Raw genomic sequence first — 16458 nt, forward strand, 5'->3', positions numbered from 1 at the left:
TGCGGGCCGCACGCATCTCGAAGCCTCCTCGGCGCGCGTCGCGAGGCTGCTGGTGCCGTGCTGCGCCCGGGCTCGGGGGACCCGTTCCCGGCGACGGGACCTGCTGCAGCGGGTCCCCCGGCAGGGAACGGGTCCCCTCGCTCGTTCAGGCATGGCGCGGCGGCTGCTCCTATGCTCATGCCGTGAGCAAGGCGCGGGATGCGGGCGACGGCGTCACCGCGCTCCCGTCGGCGAAGCCTGCTGCGGGCGGGACGAAGCTCGCCGAGGCCGCTGCCGGCGCCGCCGCCTCCCCCATGAGACCTGCCGCGGCGCCCGCGGCGTCGGCGCCCAGCCCCGCCGGCAAGGGCTGGCTGGGCAAGGCCGCCGCGAGCGTGCCGACACGATTCGTCACCGGGGCCGTCGTCGCTGTCTTCCTCGTCGCGACCGCGGCGTTCGGCGGGCTCGAGACGGTCGAGCCCACGCCGCCGACGGCGCTGCTCGCGGGTGAGCAGCACGCGAGCGAGCCCGTCGCGCTGACGCTGCAGCGGGCGGTGCTGATCGACTCGTTCCCCGAGGCGGGCGCGAGCGCCGACGAGGGCGAGCGCGTGCTCGCGATCGTGGTCGATGCCGAGAACACCTGGCGAGAGCCGCTCCCCACGCTCTCGACCCCCTTCACCTCGATCCTGCGGCTCGAGGCGCTGCCCGAGCTGCAGGCGACGTCGGTCGCGCGCTTCGACGACGGCACGATCGGGCCGCGGCTCCAGCCCGGCATCCCGGTGCAGCTCGTCGTCACCTGGGTCGTGCCCGCCGATCTGCTCGCCGACGGCGACGAGATCCGCGTCCTGCTCTCTGACCACACGCTCACGGTCGGGCAGCACGTCACCTATGGCGAGAGCTGGGGCGATCCGGTCGCCGCCGCTGTCGTGACCATGCCTGTCGACGACGTCGGCGCCGGCGCCGGTGCTGATGCTGATGCTGCGGAGGAGACCCCGTGAGGCGCGTGCTCGCCTGGGTGCTCGGCATCGCGCTCATGGCCGTCGCGGGCGTCGTCGGCGCGGTCTCGCTCGATGACACGCAGACGCAGGCGCCGTTCGCGGTCGAGGCGACGATCGGCGAGCGCGCGGCAGGCCGAGACATCGCCGTCACGGTCACGGACGTGCGCGTCGCGGACGAGGTGGTCGACGACCGCGGCTGGCGTGCCAGCGGCACCTGGCTCGTGGTCGACCTCGAGGCGGAGGCGGTGCGCTCGGAGCGCGCGTCGCTGCTCTCGCTGGCCGAGCTCGACCTGGGCGACCGTCGGATCTCGGCGAGCGAGCGACCGGAGTCCTTGCTCGACGTGGGCCTCGCCGTCGGCGTGCCACAGCGCGGCGCGCTCGCGTTCGAGCTGCCGGAGGGTGCGCTGGCGGGCCCTGCGACCCTGCGACTCGGCCGGTCGTCGGACCCGCGTGTCGACTCGCTCGTCGAGCTGCGCATCGACCTCACCTCGCTCGAGCATGTCGACGAGCTCGAGCTGCAGGAGTCGGGATGGGTCGGATGAGCGGCTGGATGCGTCGCAACGCGGTGCCGCTGGTCGCGCTCGCGGTGCTCGCGCCGGCGACGGTGCTCGCCATCGGCTGGCATGAGTGGTCGGAGACGTTCACGGGCACCGCGTGGCGCCCGGTCACAGCGCAGCCGGGCGGCCAGGTCGTGGTCGCGGGCGTGACGGTCGGACCGGCCACGCTCTCGGAGGCGGCCCCGGGCGCGGAGCTGGATGTGCCGGCCGGCGCACGCGGGCTCGTGCTCGAGGTGACCGTCACGCCAGGCGATGCCCCGCTCACGTGCCAGCGGCCGACGCTGATCGAGCGCGAGACCGGGCGGGAATGGCAGTCGACGTCGCTGCCTCCCTTCTGGGAGGGTGACGCGTCATGCTTCGAGGTGACGGCTCCGGTCACCTTCCGCCTGCCCTACATCGTGCCCGCCGACGCCGGAGCCCTCATGGCCGAGCTCTCCGTGCTCGACAGCGGCGACCAGCTGCCCAGGCTGCTCCTCGACGCCCCCTGAGGCCTGGCCGGTGATCGCCTCGCGCGCCACGGCATCCGTGGTCGTCGTCGCATCTTGCTCGTCGGCAGCGGCGGCCTCGCGCCCGCGGAGCCTGCCGATCATCGAGTCGTAGGCGCCGGCGATGACCGCGACCCGCAGGCACTCGACGACCAGCGCGACCGGGAGCATCAGCACCGCATCCCACAGCATCCAGAACTCGCCGAGGCCCTGCGGGCCGACGATGCGGGTGATCGCCAGCTGCAGCACGCCGCCGAGCGCCTCCACGACGGCGTAGAGCAGCGCGGTGGCGCCGATCAGCACCGGGCCGGCGCGCAGCATCAGCACGAAGGCGCGCCAGATGGGCAGCACGCGCGAGCCGGCCGCCGAGCCGAGCTGCCGCGCCTGCGTCTGCATCCACGCCGGCAGCGCCGCGAAGCGCGATCGCGCCGCCGCGAGCTGCTGCGGGAGCTCCGGCGCTTGCGCCGCGACCGCCTGGCCGTACATCACGCCGGCGATCGTGAGCCACGCGAGCGGCTCGCCGAGCACCGCGCCCGCCTGGCCGAGCAGCCAGTCGAGCGCATCCCACAGCCACGCGACCGGCGTGAGCGCCTCGCCCAGCCAGTCGCGCGCATCCGCCACCCAGACGACCGCCTGGCGCTCGTCGATCCAGGCCCGGGCGGTCGCGAGCAGGTCGCCGATGATCGTGAGGGTGAGGAACAGCCACACGCCCTCGAGATAGACGGCGACGAGCGCGACCGGCCGGGGCAGCCGCGACTCCCAGCGGCCCCACGCCCAGCGGCCGACGAGCGCGATGACGATGAGAGCGATCGGGATGGGCCCGAGCTCGACGTCGAAGACGGTGCCCTGACTCGCGACCTCCTCGCCGGTGAAGATCGACTCCAGGCTGCGGCCTGACTGCACCTCGAGCGCCCGCTCCGAGTAGGCCGTCCAGTCCTCCTGGAGCGATCCCGTGGCGGCATAGACGGCGAAGAAGGGCAGGATGCCGCCCAGCAGGCCGCCGAGGAAGGCCGTCCTGCGGCCCTCGGGCGTCTCGGGCGCTGGCGCGATGGCGCTGAGCTGGCGGAGGCTGTCGCGCACCACCAGGAACATGCCGACGAAGGCCGCGACGCGGGCGATGACGGCGATCGGCATGATGAGCAGCCCGCCGGTGGGCGAGGCCGCGCCGACCCAGCCGGCGAGCTCGATGACGCCGTAGCGCACGAGCACGCCTGCGAGGTGGAGCGCGACGAGCGCAGGCCAGTGCTGGACGAGAGTGCGTCCGATCGTCGCGAGCATGCCGAGCACGGCATCACCGTAGCCGGGCGAGGCTGGGAGCGGGACGGCGACGGTGGTGGCGTCTCGATACGCGGCCTGCGGCCGCTACTCGACGGGCGTGTGCATCGCTACTCGACGAGCGTGTGGACCGCTACTCGACGAGCGGGGGCGTCGCGAGCGACTACGGTTTCGGCGCGATCGAGGGCACCAGGCGCAGCCGCGCCCGCGCGTGCTGCTTCGCGCCGCCATTGATCTGCATCGCCTCCGGTGCGCTGACGACATGAGGGGCGGGGCTCGGCGCAGACGGCGGGACGACCGCCACGAGCCGGCGCTCGAGGGGACGCTGCAGCTGCGCGTCGTCGCGGCTCGCCAGGGCGATCCGCACGGGCACGACGGATGCGGCGCTCCAGGCCTGCGGCGAGCACGCACCCGGGTAGGGGATCGGCTTGGCGGTGTCCTCCAGCCCGTAGCCGGCGTAGACCTCGGGCATCCGGCCGTCGAACGCATCCGCCGCCCGCTCGAGCTGGATCGCGAGCTGCCGAGCCTCGTCGAGGAGCCCTGCGCGCAGCAGCCCCTCGATCGCGATCGCCGTGTCGTGGGGCCAGACCGCGCCGCAGTAGTGGGAGAGCGGCCAGTACTGCTCGGCATCGGTCGCCATGGTGCGCAGGCCGAAGCCAGAGGAGAGGCGGTCGTCGAGCAGCAGCTGCGCCACCGCGGCCTCCTCGTCGCGGTCGAGCAGCGTCGTGCCGATGAGCTGGCCGATGTCGCTCACCAGGATCGGGATCGGGTGGTCGGCGCCGTCGACGGCCATGGCGGGGAAGCGGGTGCCGTCGAGCTCGACCCAGAACTCCTCGCGGAACCGTGCCCGCAGCCGCTCCGCCCACGCGCGCCAGGGCGCACCGTCGTCGCCGAGCGCGTCGAGCAGCGCTGCAGCCCCGACAGCCGCGCGGCAGGCGAGGCCCTGCACCTGGGCCGCGGCGATGTCGCGGTCGGTGCGCCCGAGCCGATCGGCCCTCCAGTCCTTGCCGGCGACGCCCATGCCCGTCTCGTCCGCGCAGCGGAGCAGGTCATCGTCGCTGTGCGCCTGCATCCACCCGAGCGCGGCGTGCAGCGCGGTGCGCAGCTCGCGCACCGTCTCGAGCGGCAAGCCGTTGCGCCACGCGTCGTGCAGCAGCACGATCCAGAGCGGTGTCGGGTCGATGGATCCCCGGTAGACGGGCCGTGCCTCGACCCCCGGTCGTGGCGGATCGCTCGCTGCCTGCCGCATCTCGTGCAGGATCCTGCCGGGCTCCTCACCGGTGGCCGGGTCGAGCTGCACGCCCTGTCGGGCGGCGAGCGTGCGCAGGGTGCCCTCGGCGAGCTGCCCGCCGAGCGGCAGCAGCAGCCGGCAGGCGATGAGGGCGTCGCGCGCGACCATCGTCATGTGCCAGGGCGCGCCGGCCGCGGGGAAGGCGCCGTGCCCAGCGTCGAGCAGCAGGTTCTGGAGGTCGGCGATGGCGCGGGTCGACCACCGATCGAGTGCCGGTCTGCCCGTCGGCCGCAGCTCGGCACTCATCTCGGGGCTGTCCGTGCCGTGCAGCACGAGCGTCGGGTCGACCAGCTCGATCTCGAGCGTGACGCCCGCCCAGTCGTCGGGCACCACGCGCGCCTGCTGCGACACGACGATGCGGTTGCCCTCGATGCGCACGTGGCCGCCGCGGCTGCTGGCGCGCAGGGTGCGGATCCCGTCGGTCGCGATGGCCTCGTCGCCCTCGAGCTCGAGGCGCACGTCGGCCGGCTGCGGTCGCCCCGCCTGCACACTGGACAGCGGTGCGAAGCCCACCTCGCAGCTGAGCTCCACGCTCAGATCGATCGCTTCCTCGCCGCCGTTGACGAGCGTCACCCGCTCGACCGTCCCGCCCGAGTAGACCTCGCGCATCCGCTCGACCGCGACGCGATCTCGCGGTCGGCTCGTCAGCGGGTCGATGGCGAGCCCCCGGAAGACGATCCAGTCGGGCTCCTCAGCCGTCGCCATCGGCTCGACGGGCAGCCCGTCGACCAGCAGCACGATGGCGCTCGCGAAGCGCCAGTCGCCGTGGAAGACGCCGTCTGCCCCACCGGCCATCGAGCCGTCCTGGGCTGACCACACCTGCGTCGGAGCCGAGAGCGCGGCGAGACCGTGGTGCGAGAGCGGCGGGTGGGCCGCTCCGGTCACGAGATCTGAGCGCATGCGTGGGTTCCGATCGTCATCTGGAGGCGCCCCAAACGCTAGTCTCCGACCCGAACGAAGGCCCAAAGGCGGACTCAGGCTTGACGCGAGAGTTCCTCAGTGTTCGGCGCGCCCGTCCGGGGGCTCCCGCCTCGCTGCGCTACGGGGTCGGATTGCGCGCGTCGTATGCAAGGAACGTGCGCTGCGCGCGCGTGATGACGGCGATCAGCACGATGATGACGATGCCGCCGAACAGCGGCGGAGCCCAGAGCGCGATGAGGGTCGCGGCGGCGCCCGCATAGAGGTCGCCGACCCGAGGGCCGCCCGCGACGACGACCATGAACAGCCCCTGCGTGCGGCCGCGCATGTCGTCCGGAGCCGCCGTCAGCATCATGGTGGAGCGGAAGATCGCGCTGATCTCGTCGCTCGCGCCCATGCCGGCGAAGGCGACCGCCGCGACGCCCAGCGCCACCCACGAGACCTGCGGCCAGTCGGCGCCGACCGGCCCGCCCCATCCCATCGCCATCACCAGCACGACGGCGCCGAGCAGCGCGACGAAGCCGCCGTAGACCATGATCGACCGCGTGACCGCGACGCCGTGGCGGTGCACGTGGGCGACGGGGCCCGAGAACAGGCTGGCGAGCAGCGTGCCGGTCGCGGCAGCCGCGGTGAGCACGCCGACCGTGACGGGCCCGCCGCCGATCGCGACCGCGCCGACCGCCGGCAGCAGCGCGAAGGGGCGACCGAACGTCATGGCGATGATGTCGACGATGAACGACATGCGGATGTTGGGCGCCTGCCGCATGAAGCGCATGCCGTCGCGCAGCGACTCGAGCCCCGGCCGCGCGACCTGCCCGAGCGGCGGCAGCTTCGGCAGGCCGATGATGCCGAGGAAGCCGGCGGTGAACAGCACCGCGTCGATGGCGAAGGTGATCGGCAGCCCGATGGTCGCCACCAGCACGCCGGCGGCGGCGGGGCCGACCGTGAGCATGATGCCCATGGCGATGCCGTTGAGGGCTGCGGCGCGGGAGATGAGGTGCGCGGGCAGGATGCGCGGGGTGACGGCGCTGCGGGTCGCACCCGAGATGGTGGCGGCGACGGTGTTGATGGTCGTGAGCACGTAGAACGGCCACACCACCGCGCGCTGGCCGTCGGCGACGAGCGCGGCATCCCAGGTGGAGAGCGCGACGAGCCCGAGCACGGCCACCCAGCCAGTGAGGCTCGAGAGCATGAGCACGAGGCGCCGGTCGAAGGCATCGGCGAGCATGCCGCCCCAGAGGCCGGCGATCACCATCGGCACGAGCGCGACGCCGCCGACGAGCGCCACCATCATCGTGCTCTCGGTCATGTCGAAGACCTGCAGGCCGACGGCGACGATCGTCATCTGCGCGCCGATGCCGCTGATCGCATTGCCGATCCACAGCCGCGCGAAGGCCGGCGACGCCCGCAGCGGTGCGAGGTCGACGAAGCGGCGGCGCTTGCCCGGGTCGGCGGATGGGGTTCCCGACGGGAGGTCGACACCGGCGGGCGGCAGGATGCCGTGGGCGCCGGTGGTGGGTTCGCCGCCGGATTCGAGCTGGTCGGTCACGCTGAGCGGTCGATGCCGTACAGCGCGTCGATCGCCGACAGGAAGTCGTCGTGCCTGCCCTCGGCTGCGAGCTCTCGGGCTCGCACCGTCGGCTTGTGCAGCAGCACGCCGGCGAAGTGCCGCAGCGCCTGCTCGGCGGCCTTGCGCTCGGCCTCGCTGCCGCGCTTGGAGATGCGGGCGAGCTCTGCCTCCATGGCGTCCTCGACGTGCTGGCGCAGCGCCGCGATCGCCGGGCCCACCTGGTGCTCCGCCGTGCCGCGCTCGAAGCGGCGGGCCGCCTTGCGCACCAGATCGCGGGCGTCCTCGGTGGCCGTGAGGTGCTCGAGCGGGGCGTGCAGCCGGATGGTCTCGAGGTCGAGCACCTCGACACCGTGCACGCTCGCGACATCCGGGTCGACGTTGCGCGGCATCCCCATGTCGATGACCAGCTGCGCCGAGCGCCCGTGCTCGACGGGGCAGGAGGTCGCGCGCGCTCCCGTCGCGGCATGCATCGGGCAGCCCTCGGGCGCTGCGACCTCGTGCTCGCCGCCGGCGAGCAGTACGGGGCAGCCGAGAGCCTGGTGGCCGTCGGGCGCGGAGCCCGGGAACGCGTGCGTGGCCGCGAGGCGCTCGCGGCCTGCGTGCAGCAGGGCGGCGTCGACGACGAACTCCTCTGCGCTCGTGCAGGTGACGATGACGTCTGCGCTCGCGGCGGCCATCGCGGCGTCGCGACCGTCGACGTGGCCGATCGCGTGGCTGCGCGCGAAGCCGTTGCCGCGACCGGAGGGGCTCCAGACCTCGATGTGCTTGGCGCCGCGGCGGCGCAGCTCGGCGAGCGAGACGCCGGCGAAGCGGCCGGTGCCGACCAGCAGCACGCGGGTGTCGGCGAAGTCGACGCGAGCGCTCGCGAGGTCGAGCGCGAGGCGCACGATCGAGCGGCCCGCCTCGCCGAGGCCCGTGCGGTTCTTGACGCCGCGCTGGGTCTCGGAGGCACGTTGGAAGAGTCGCTCGAGGTGCGGGCTCGTGGTGCCAGCGTCCTGTGCGGAGGCGAGCGCGCGGCGCACCTGGCCGGCGATCTCGCCCTCGCCGACGACGACCGACTCGAGGCCGGCCGCGACGGAGAAGAGGTGCTCGGCGGCGCGGGCGTCCGTGAGCGGCTCCAGGGCCTCCGGGCGGTGGAAGCCCAGCGCATCCGCGGCCGCCGTCTGTGCGATGCCGGCCGCCTCGGCCGCATCGTGCTCGGTCTGCACGTCGAGGTAGACCTCGAAGCGGTTGCAGGTCGAGATGACGATGGCGCCGTCGACGGCGGGATGAGACGCGAAGGCGGTGGGGAGCTGTGCCGCGTCTGCCGTCGACAGTGCCTCGAGGGCGGTGAAGTCGGCGTTCTTGTGGCTCGCCGTGAGGCAGATCAGCACTGACCCATCCTACCGCGTGCCCACCGCGTCCTCGATTCCTCGATTCACCGACTGCCTCGTTGCACAACGCAAGCTCGGCACGCAGGCGCACTGGTGCGTGGCTGACGGTGCCGCAGGGCACCGCTGCGACCGCGCGCAGAGCTTGCGTTGTCCCGCGGGCCCGGCCGCGCGCAGTTGGTGGGAGAATGGGGGCGATGTCCGCGCTCCGTGAAGACCACCCGCTCAACACCCGCACCGGCACTGCTCCCGTGGTGCGTGCGTACCGCGGCGACCGCCCGGAGATCACGCCGGTCTGGTTCATGCGGCAGGCCGGCCGCTCGCTGCCCGAGTACCGCGAGCTGCGTGCCCGCACCGACGGTCCGGCGCGCGACATGATCGAGACCTGCCTGGTGCCAGAGCTCGCGAGCGAGATCACCCTGCAGCCCGTGCGCCGCCACGGCGTCGACGCCGCCATCTTCTTCAGCGACATCATGGTGCCGCTGCGCCTCGTGGGCGTCGACGTGCGCATCGAGCCGGGCGTGGGACCGGTCGTGGCCGAGCCCATCCGCACCCCGGACGACGTCGAGCGCCTGGTCGCGAACGACCCGGCCGGCCTCGACACCGCGCTCGAGCCGGTACGCGAGGCCGTGCGCCAGACCGTCGCGGGGCTGGCAGAGATCGGCGACGGCACCACGCCGCTCATCGGCTTCGCCGGCGCCCCCTTCACGCTCGCCGCCTACCTCGTCGCCGGCCGGCCCTCGAAGGATCACCTCGAGGCCCGCACCCTCATGCGCGCACACCCCGAGGCCTGGGACCGCCTCACCCGCTGGGCAGCCGACGTCACCGGCCGCTTCCTGCGCGCGCAGGTCGAGGAGGGCGCGAGCGCCGCGCAGCTGTTCGACTCCTGGGCCGGCTCGCTGCCGCTCGACCAGTACCAGGAGCACGTGGCACCGGCCTCGCGCACGTCGCTCGACGCCGTGCGCGATCTGACCGACGCATCCGGCGCCCGGGTGCCGCTCGTGCACTTCGGTGTCGGGGCCGGCGAGCTCTACGGCGCCATGGACCTCGATGTCGACGCGGTGGGCGTCGACTGGCGCGTGCCGCTCGACGTCGCGCTCGAGCGCATCGGCAGCGACGTGACCGTGCAGGGCAACCTCGACCCCGCAGTGCTCGGCGCGCCATGGGAGATCGTCGAGGCTGCGATCGACCACGTGCTCGTCGCGGGCAGCGTCGCGCGCGCCCACGTCTTCAACCTCGGCCACGGGGTGCCGCCCTCGGCCGACCCCGCGGTGCTCACGCGCATCGTGCAGGCGGTGCACGAGCGGTGACCCACGACCCGGCCGTCGACGCCACCACAGAGGCGGATGCGTCGGCACCCGCCGAGCAAGCGCGCTACGACACGATCGTGGCCGGCGCGGGCATCGCGGGGCTCACGGTCGCGCACGACCTGGCGGCGCGCGGCTACCGGGTGCTGGTGCTCGACGCAGCGGAGCGCATCGGCGGCACCGCCGCGGCGCTCGAGCTGCCGGCGCTGGGCATGTCGCTCGACGCGGGCGCCGAGTCGTTCGCGGTGCGCAGCGGCGCGGTCGCAGCGCTGCTCGGCGAGCTGGGCCTCGCCGACGAGATCGTCGACCCGAACCCTGCCGGGGCCTGGCTGCTGCTGCCTGCGAGTCGCGGCGGGCACCATGCAGCACGATCGAGGGCGGTGCCGCTGCCGAAGCGCACGCTGCTGGGCATCCCCTCGGTGCCGCTCGCTCAGGATGTCATCGACGCGCTCGGCTGGGCCGGCGCCCTGCGTGCCTACTTCGACCGCCTCATGCCGGTGCTGCGCATCGGCAAGGACGACGCGCTCGGCCCGCTCGTGCGCCGTCGCATGGGCCAGAAGGTGCTCGACCGGCTCGTCGCGCCGCTCGCCGGCGGCGTCTACTCGGCCGACCCCGAGCTGCTCGATGTCGGGGTGGTCGCGCCGGGCCTCAACGGCGGCATCACGCGCGCCGGATCGCTCTCGGGCGGCGTCGCCTTCGTGCTCGAGGAGCGCGCGGCTGCGGCAGGCGCCGGCGAGGCCCGGCCCGGCAGCGCGGTGCAGGGCGTCCGCGGCGGCATCCACCGCATCCCGGAGCGCCTCGCCGAGCGCGCCCGCGAGCACCACGCCGAGATCCGCACCGGCGAGCGCGTGCTGGCCGCCACCGAGACCGACACCGGCTGGATCGTCGAGACGGATGCGGGCACGCACGAGTCGTCGTCGCTGGTCGTCGCGCTGCCGGAAGCCGAGGCGCGGCGGCTGCTGCTCGCCGCGCCGTCGGCTGAGGAGCGCGCGGCGGAGGACCGGGGGCCGAGACAGGCCCCGCTGGGGTCGCGGCAGAGGCCCGAAAGGGCCTCTGCCCTCAGCTCCACCGCGCTCGCGTCTCGAAGCCCGATGATCGAGCTCATCACCCTCGTCTTCCCCGCGGGCGCCATCGACGGCGATCCCCGCGGCACCGGCGTCCTCGTCGCCGCCGACGCCACGCAGGTGCGCGCGAAGGCGATGACGCACGCGACCGCCAAGTGGGCGTGGCTGCGCGAGGCCGCCGCCGGCCACGAGATCGTGCGGCTCTCCTACGGCACCGGGGCAGCGGGTGCAGCTGTGCCCGCGACGGCGGAGCTCGACGACGATGCGGCCGCCGCGCTCGCGCTCGAGGATGCGCGGGCCATCTTCGGCACCGACCTGCCTCAGCCCGTCGCCAGCGCCCGCGTGCGCTGGCAGCAGGGCCAGCCATCCAGCACCATCGGCGCGCGCGAGCGCCAGCAGGAGCTCCGCGACGCCGCGGCCGCACACGAGCAGCTCACGGTCGTCGGCGCCGCCGTCGCCGGCACCGGGCTCGCGCAGGTCGTGCCCGATGCCCGGAAGGCTGCGCTCGAGATCCGACGCGAGCGCTTCGCCGTGCATGGCAGCCCCTGGACCGACGACATCGCCCCGGAGGAGCGCCTCGGCGACGAGACCTCCGTGGCCGAGCCGGCCGAGGCATCCGACATCCCAGCAGACGAACGAGGAGAGGCATGAGCGAGCACGAGACACCGCAGCCCCAGAGCGAGCCGGCAGCGATCGGCGACGGCTTCACGATCTGGGCCGTGTTCCGGCGCGGCGTCGGCCAGCCCGGCCGGACCGGCGCCGACCAGGCCGCCACCCCGCTCGCCGAGGTGCTCGCGACGCTCGAGTCGGAGGGCGTCGTCACGCGCGGCATCTACGACGTCTCGGGGATGCGCGCCGACGCCGACGTGCTCGTGTGGCTGCATGGCGTGCCCGGCGCCGGCACCCCGCCCGAGGCCCTGCAGTCGGCCGTGCGACGCATCCGCCGCTCGCACGAGCTCGCCAGCACCTCGCAGGTCTGGGGCGCGATGGGTGTGCACCGCGACGCCGAGTTCAACAAGCGCCACGTGCCGGGCTTCCTGCGCGACGTCGAGCCGAAGCAGTGGGTGACGGTCTACCCGTTCAACCGCTCCTACGACTGGTACTTGCTGCCGGCCGAGGATCGCAGCCGGATGCTCGCGGAGCACGGCAAGGCGGGCGCCGCCTACCGCGGCGTGATCGCCAACACGGTCTCGGCGTTCGCGCTGGGCGACTACGAGTGGATCCTGCCGCTCGAATCCGACGAGCTCGTCGAGCTGGTCGACATGATGCGCGAGCTGCGTGCCGTCGAGGCCCGCATGCACGTGCGCGAGGAGATCCCGTTCTTCACGGGCCGCCGCATCACGGCGGACGAGATCGAGGAGGTGCTCGCATGAGCGAGACCCAGATGGAGCAGGTCGCCGGTCAGGCGAGCGGATGCTGCGGTGGCGGATGCTGCGGGGGCGCGCAGGCGCAGGATCAGCAGGCGCAGCCGCTGCAGGCGCAGGCGGAGCAGCAGCAGGCGCAGGAGCAGCAGGCGCAGAGCGCGCGCCGCGAGACCAAGCCCGCCGCCGCGACCGGCGTGCACCTCGAGCCGGGGGCCGCCGTGCCGAGCGCGACGCCTGCAGCGCAGGCCGGCCCCGAGCACGTGGAGGAGCCGGTCGCCTACGACGGCATCCTGCTCTCGGGCTTCGGCGGGCCGGAGGGCCAGGACGACGTCATCCCGTTCCTGCGCAACGTCACGCGCGGTCGCGGGATCCCGGACGAGCGGCTCGAGGAGGTCTCGACCCACTACCGCCACTTCGGCGGCGTGAGCCCCATCAACGAGCAGAACCGCGAGCTGAAGGCAGCGCTCGAGGGTGCGCTCGCCGCGGCTGGCGTCGACCTGCCCGTCTACTGGGGCAACCGCAACTGGGCGCCCTACCTCGACGAAGCGCTGCAGCAGGCGGCTGACGCGGGCGCCACGACGCTGCTCGCCATCCCCACCTCCGCCTACTCCTCCTACTCCTCCTGCCGGCAGTACCGCGAGGACTGGGCGGATGCGCTCGAGGCGACGGGGCTGCAGGACTCGCTCCAGATCGACAAGGTCCGGCAGTTCTTCAACCACCCGGGCTTCCTCGGCACCTTCGTCGACGGCGTGCGCAGCACGGTCGCCGAGGCGCGTGCCGCAGGCTTCGCGGACGCCGAGATCGAGGTGCTCTTCGCGACCCACAGCATCCCCACCGCCGACGCCGAGCGCTCTGGCGCACCCGACCTGCACACCTGGGGTGCGGGCGGCGGCTATGAGGGGCAGCACCTCGCCGCGGCCGAGCACGTGATGGCCGAGGCTGCCCCCGGGGTCGCCTGGCAGCTGGTCTACCAGTCGCGCTCGGGGCCGGCCTCGCAGCCGTGGCTCGAGCCAGACATCAACGACGCGATCGAGGCGCTCGCCGCTGAGGAGGGGCGCGCGCGCAAGGCCGTCGTGATCGTGCCGCTCGGCTTCGTCAGCGACCACATGGAGGTCATGTGGGATCTCGACGAGGAGGCCATCGAGACGGCCACCGAGCACGGCCTGTGGGCTCGCCGGGCACCGACGCCGGGCGTCGACCCGCAGTACGTCGGGGCGCTCGTCGATCTCGTGCAGGAGCGGCTCGATGGCAGGCCGGTGGCCGAGCGCAAGGCCGTCACGTCGATCCCTGCCTGGTACGACGTCTGCCGGCCTGGCTGCTGCGAGAACCCGCGGCTGGGCTTCCGGCCCGCGATCGCGGGGCTGCAGCCGTGAGCGCGCGCCAGCTCGACCCCTTCCACCCGAACCGACCCGGTGCACCGGGTCGCGATCGGCGAGACGGGTCCGCGAGCGGGGCCGCAGCCGCGGTGCACAACGCAAGCCCCGCTGCCGGATCGCGCGGCGCGCATCGCCGGGCGGGTCGAACAGCTGCGAGTTCGTCTTCTCGAGCTTGCGTTGTGGGTGGCGGGGGAGCGCGATGAGCGCGCTGAAGGTCGGCACGCGCGGCTCGGCGCTCGCGCTCGCGCAGACGAAGGCGCTCGCGGCGCGCTTCGCCGGCGAGGTCGAGATCGTCGAGATCACGACGAAGGGCGACACCGACCGCTCGTCGCTGTCGCAGCTGGGTGGCACCGGCGTGTTCGTCTCGGCGCTGCGCGATGCGCTGCTCGACGGCACCGTCGACGTGGCCGTGCACTCGATGAAGGATCTGCCGACCGCGGCCGCACCGGGCATCGAGCTCGCCGCCGTCGCCAAGCGGGAGGATTCGCGCGACGCGCTGTGCGCGCGCGACGGGCTGCGCTTCGCCGACCTGCCGGAGGGCGCCAAGGTGGGCACCGGCTCGCCGCGCCGTGCCGCGCAGCTGCGCGTCGCCCGCCCCGACCTCGAGATCGTCGACATCCGCGGCAACGTGCCGACTCGGCTCGCACGTGCGCAGGGCGACAGCGAGACGGGTGAGGGCGCCGACCTTGACGCGGTCGTGCTCGCGCTCGCCGGGCTGAAGCGCCTCGGCCTCGAGGCCGCGGCGACCGACATCCTCGAGCTCATCGACTTCCCGACGGCGCCCGGGCAGGGCGCGCTCGCGGTCGAGGTGCGCGCCGACGACGCGCCGGCCCGCAAGGCGGTCGCGAAGACCGACCACGCGCCCTCGCGCTTCGCGGCGGATGCCGAGCGTCGGGTGCTGGCAGGGCTCGAGGCCGGATGCGCGGCCCCGTTGGCCGCGCACGCGGAGGTCGCCGACGGGATGCTCTTCCTCACCGCCGTCGCCTACGCGACCGACGGCTCGAAGAAGCTCACCGCATCCCACGCCTACACGCTCGACTCGACCTCGGTGGCCGAGCTGGCAGCGGCCGCCGCCGACGTCGCGGAGCGCGCGGTCGGCGAGCTGATGGACGCCGGGGCGGCAGCGCTGATCGCGTAGGGCCGCCGCTCACATCGTGCAGGTGGCGCCCTCCGCCGGCACCTCGAGCTCGATCAGGTAGGCCGCCGCGACCTCGTCGACGCATGCGTTGACGCCCTGCGCCACGATCGTGTGGCCCTGCCCCTCGACGGTCAGCATCGCGCTGCCGAGCGTCTCGGCCAGCGCCGAGCTGCCCTCGTACGGCGTGGTCGGGTCGTCGGTGATCGAGACGACGAGCGTGTCGGGGAGCCCCTCGATGTCCTGCGCGTACGGGAAGCCGAGGGTCGGCTCGGCCGGCCAGTGCTCGCAGCCATCGCGGGCGCCGGCGGTGACGTCGACGCCCGGATCCATGAACGGCGCGCGATCGTAGGTCTCGGTGCGCAGCTGGGCGCCCTGCTCGGGTGTGAGCCGATCCTCGTCCATGCAGTTGATCGCGTGATTCGCCTCGGTCATGTTCGGCCACTGCCCGCTGTCGGTCCGCGGGGCGAAGTCGCGCACGAGCTGCATCAGGGTGTCGCCGCGGCCCGTCTCGAGCTCGGCGATGCCGGCGAGCAGATCCGGCCAGGAGGCCGTGTTGTAGAGGCCGGCGATGACGGCGCCCACGGCGTCGTCGAAGACGAGCTCGGTGTCGAGCGCCGGCACCGGCTGCTCTCGCAGCGGCCGCACGATCTCCTGGAAGCGCTCCGCCGCCTGCGAGGGGTCGGTGCCCAGCGGGCAGTCGGCCTGCTCGGCGCATGCGATCGCCAGCTCGTCGAACGCGCCCTGGAAGCCCGCATACGCGTTCGCGCGCGCCTCCATCGTGCCCTCGCTCGGGTCGCGCCCGCCGTCGAGCAGCAGTGCGCGCACGCGCTCCGGGAACATCTCGGCGTACACGGCGCCGAGCCGCGTGCCGTAGCTCTGGCCGAAGTAGCTCAGCTGGTCCTGGCCGAGCGCCGCCCGCAGCACGTCCATGTCGCGCGCGGTGTCGCGGGTGCCCATGTGGGCGAGCGCCTCGGGGCCGCCGGATCCGGCGGCGCACGCCTCCATGATCGCGCGGGTGTCCTCCTCGGTGAGCTCGACCGTGGTGCCCTGCGAGCCGAGCGGCACGGTGCCCGCGTCGGCCTCCGCGTCGGAGTAGCAGTCGGCGGCGGGCACGGTCACCCCGACGCCGCGCGGGTCGAAGCCGACCATGTCGAAGCGCTCGGTGATCGGGCTCTCGACGAGCCCAGCAGCCGCGATGATCGCGCCGGTGAGGCCCGAGCCGCCGGGTCCGCCCGGGTTGACCACCAGCGGGCCCATCGACTCCGCCCGCGCCGGCACTCGCAGCACCGCGACCGACGCCAGCTCGCCCTCGGGCTGCTCGTAGTCGAGCGGCACCTCGAGGCGGCTGCACTCGATGCCGGGCACCATCCCCAGCAGCGCCTCGTCGTCGTCCGTCGCGGCGTAGTCGGCGCCGCACTCCTCCCACGCCAGCTCTTGCTCGTAGTAGCGGTCGAGCGAGGCTTCGGGAGATGCGGATGGGCTTGGCTCGGCGGGCGGCGGCGCGCACGCCGCCAAGGAGAGGGCGACGGCGACCGCGCCGATGCCTGCCAGCACGGGGGTCACCCGCCCGTGACTCAGGTGCTGCCGTCGTGATCGTGTGGCGTCCACTGCCGTTCCCTTCGCTCAACTGTCAGGTGCCCGGCAAGTCGACACTGTGTGCATGGAACCGGGTCAAGCGCGCGCCTTGAGCACCTCGAAGGCTCCGCCACGCGCGAACACCGCCCCGACCCATCCGCCCGCAATGATTGGATGCTGCAACGCCACAATCT

12 protein-coding genes are annotated in these 16458 nt (G+C 73.8%); 7 read left to right on the top strand and 5 right to left on the bottom strand.

Going from position 1 to position 16458, the window contains the following annotated elements; all coding sequences use genetic code 11:
• The first annotated feature begins 182 nt into the window (after window positions 1–182).
• Window positions 183–974 carry a hypothetical protein gene (locus tag MKD51_RS01765; RefSeq protein WP_240237450.1) on the top strand — a complete coding sequence of 264 codons (792 nt, stop codon included), beginning with the start codon at window positions 183–185 and terminating at the stop codon, window positions 972–974.
• Window positions 971–1516: a DUF4352 domain-containing protein gene (locus MKD51_RS01770; RefSeq protein ID WP_240237452.1), complete on the top strand. Its 546-nt coding sequence runs from the start codon at window positions 971–973 to the stop codon at window positions 1514–1516. The genes MKD51_RS01765 and MKD51_RS01770 overlap by 4 nt, the downstream gene beginning before the upstream one ends.
• Before the next feature lie 365 nt (window positions 1517–1881).
• On the opposite strand, the gene MKD51_RS01775 is transcribed toward MKD51_RS01770, so the two are convergent.
• From MKD51_RS01775 to MKD51_RS01790, 4 genes are all read right to left on the bottom strand, one after another.
• Window positions 1882–3303 (bottom strand): hypothetical protein, encoded by a 1422-nt coding sequence (locus tag MKD51_RS01775; protein WP_240237454.1) that lies wholly within the window; start codon window positions 3301–3303, stop codon window positions 1882–1884.
• 151 nt (window positions 3304–3454) lie between these two features.
• Complete coding sequence (locus MKD51_RS01780; RefSeq protein ID WP_240237456.1) at window positions 3455–5482, bottom strand: glycogen debranching N-terminal domain-containing protein; 2028 nt, start codon at window positions 5480–5482, stop codon at window positions 3455–3457.
• Window positions 5483–5621: 139 nt separating this feature from the next.
• Window positions 5622–7049 (bottom strand): MFS transporter, encoded by a 1428-nt coding sequence (locus MKD51_RS01785; protein WP_240237458.1) that lies wholly within the window; start codon window positions 7047–7049, stop codon window positions 5622–5624.
• The gene (locus MKD51_RS01790) at window positions 7046–8443 is read right to left on the bottom strand and encodes a glutamyl-tRNA reductase (protein ID WP_240237459.1); all 1398 of its coding nucleotides are present in this window, start codon (window positions 8441–8443) and stop codon (window positions 7046–7048) included. The genes MKD51_RS01785 and MKD51_RS01790 overlap by 4 nt, the downstream gene beginning before the upstream one ends.
• Window positions 8444–8637: 194 nt before the next feature.
• On the opposite strand from MKD51_RS01790, the gene hemE reads away from it, so the two are divergent.
• From hemE to hemC, 5 genes are all read left to right on the top strand, one after another.
• Window positions 8638–9750 (top strand): uroporphyrinogen decarboxylase, encoded by a 1113-nt coding sequence (gene hemE / locus MKD51_RS01795; protein ID WP_240237461.1) that lies wholly within the window; start codon window positions 8638–8640, stop codon window positions 9748–9750.
• A complete protein-coding gene (locus MKD51_RS01800; RefSeq protein ID WP_346986679.1) occupies window positions 9747–11462 on the top strand; it encodes an FAD-dependent oxidoreductase in 1716 nt (571 codons plus the stop codon). Before hemE ends, MKD51_RS01800 begins: the two co-directional genes overlap by 4 nt.
• Window positions 11459–12184 carry a hydrogen peroxide-dependent heme synthase gene (gene hemQ / locus MKD51_RS01805; RefSeq protein ID WP_240237463.1) on the top strand — a complete coding sequence of 242 codons (726 nt, stop codon included), beginning with the start codon at window positions 11459–11461 and terminating at the stop codon, window positions 12182–12184. The genes MKD51_RS01800 and hemQ overlap by 4 nt, the downstream gene beginning before the upstream one ends.
• Window positions 12181–13548: a ferrochelatase gene (locus MKD51_RS01810; protein WP_240237465.1), complete on the top strand. Its 1368-nt coding sequence runs from the start codon at window positions 12181–12183 to the stop codon at window positions 13546–13548. Before hemQ ends, MKD51_RS01810 begins: the two co-directional genes overlap by 4 nt.
• Before the next feature lie 202 nt (window positions 13549–13750).
• Complete coding sequence (gene hemC, locus MKD51_RS01815; RefSeq protein WP_240237467.1) at window positions 13751–14689, top strand: hydroxymethylbilane synthase; 939 nt, start codon at window positions 13751–13753, stop codon at window positions 14687–14689.
• 9 nt (window positions 14690–14698) lie between these two features.
• Here hemC and MKD51_RS01820 read toward each other — a convergent pair whose 3' ends face one another.
• A complete protein-coding gene (locus tag MKD51_RS01820; protein ID WP_240237469.1) occupies window positions 14699–16252 on the bottom strand; it encodes an alpha/beta hydrolase in 1554 nt (517 codons plus the stop codon).
• Window positions 16253–16458: the final 206 nt, after the last annotated feature.

This window comes from Agrococcus sp. ARC_14 (genome assembly GCF_022436485.1).
Lineage (GTDB): Bacteria > Actinomycetota > Actinomycetes > Actinomycetales > Microbacteriaceae > Agrococcus.

What these genes read in the sequence shown, in the direction of transcription:
- MKD51_RS01810 (WP_240237465.1), top strand. Translation starts at nt 12,181, where the DNA reads ATGAGCGAGACCCAGATGGAGCAGGTCGCCGGTCAGGCGAGCGGATGC.
- MKD51_RS01780 (WP_240237456.1), bottom strand. Translation starts at nt 5,482, where the DNA reads ATGCGCTCAGATCTCGTGACCGGAGCGGCCCACCCGCCGCTCTCGCAC.
- hemC (WP_240237467.1), top strand. Translation starts at nt 13,751, where the DNA reads ATGAGCGCGCTGAAGGTCGGCACGCGCGGCTCGGCGCTCGCGCTCGCG.
- hemE (WP_240237461.1), top strand. Translation starts at nt 8,638, where the DNA reads ATGTCCGCGCTCCGTGAAGACCACCCGCTCAACACCCGCACCGGCACT.
- hemQ (WP_240237463.1), top strand. Translation starts at nt 11,459, where the DNA reads ATGAGCGAGCACGAGACACCGCAGCCCCAGAGCGAGCCGGCAGCGATC.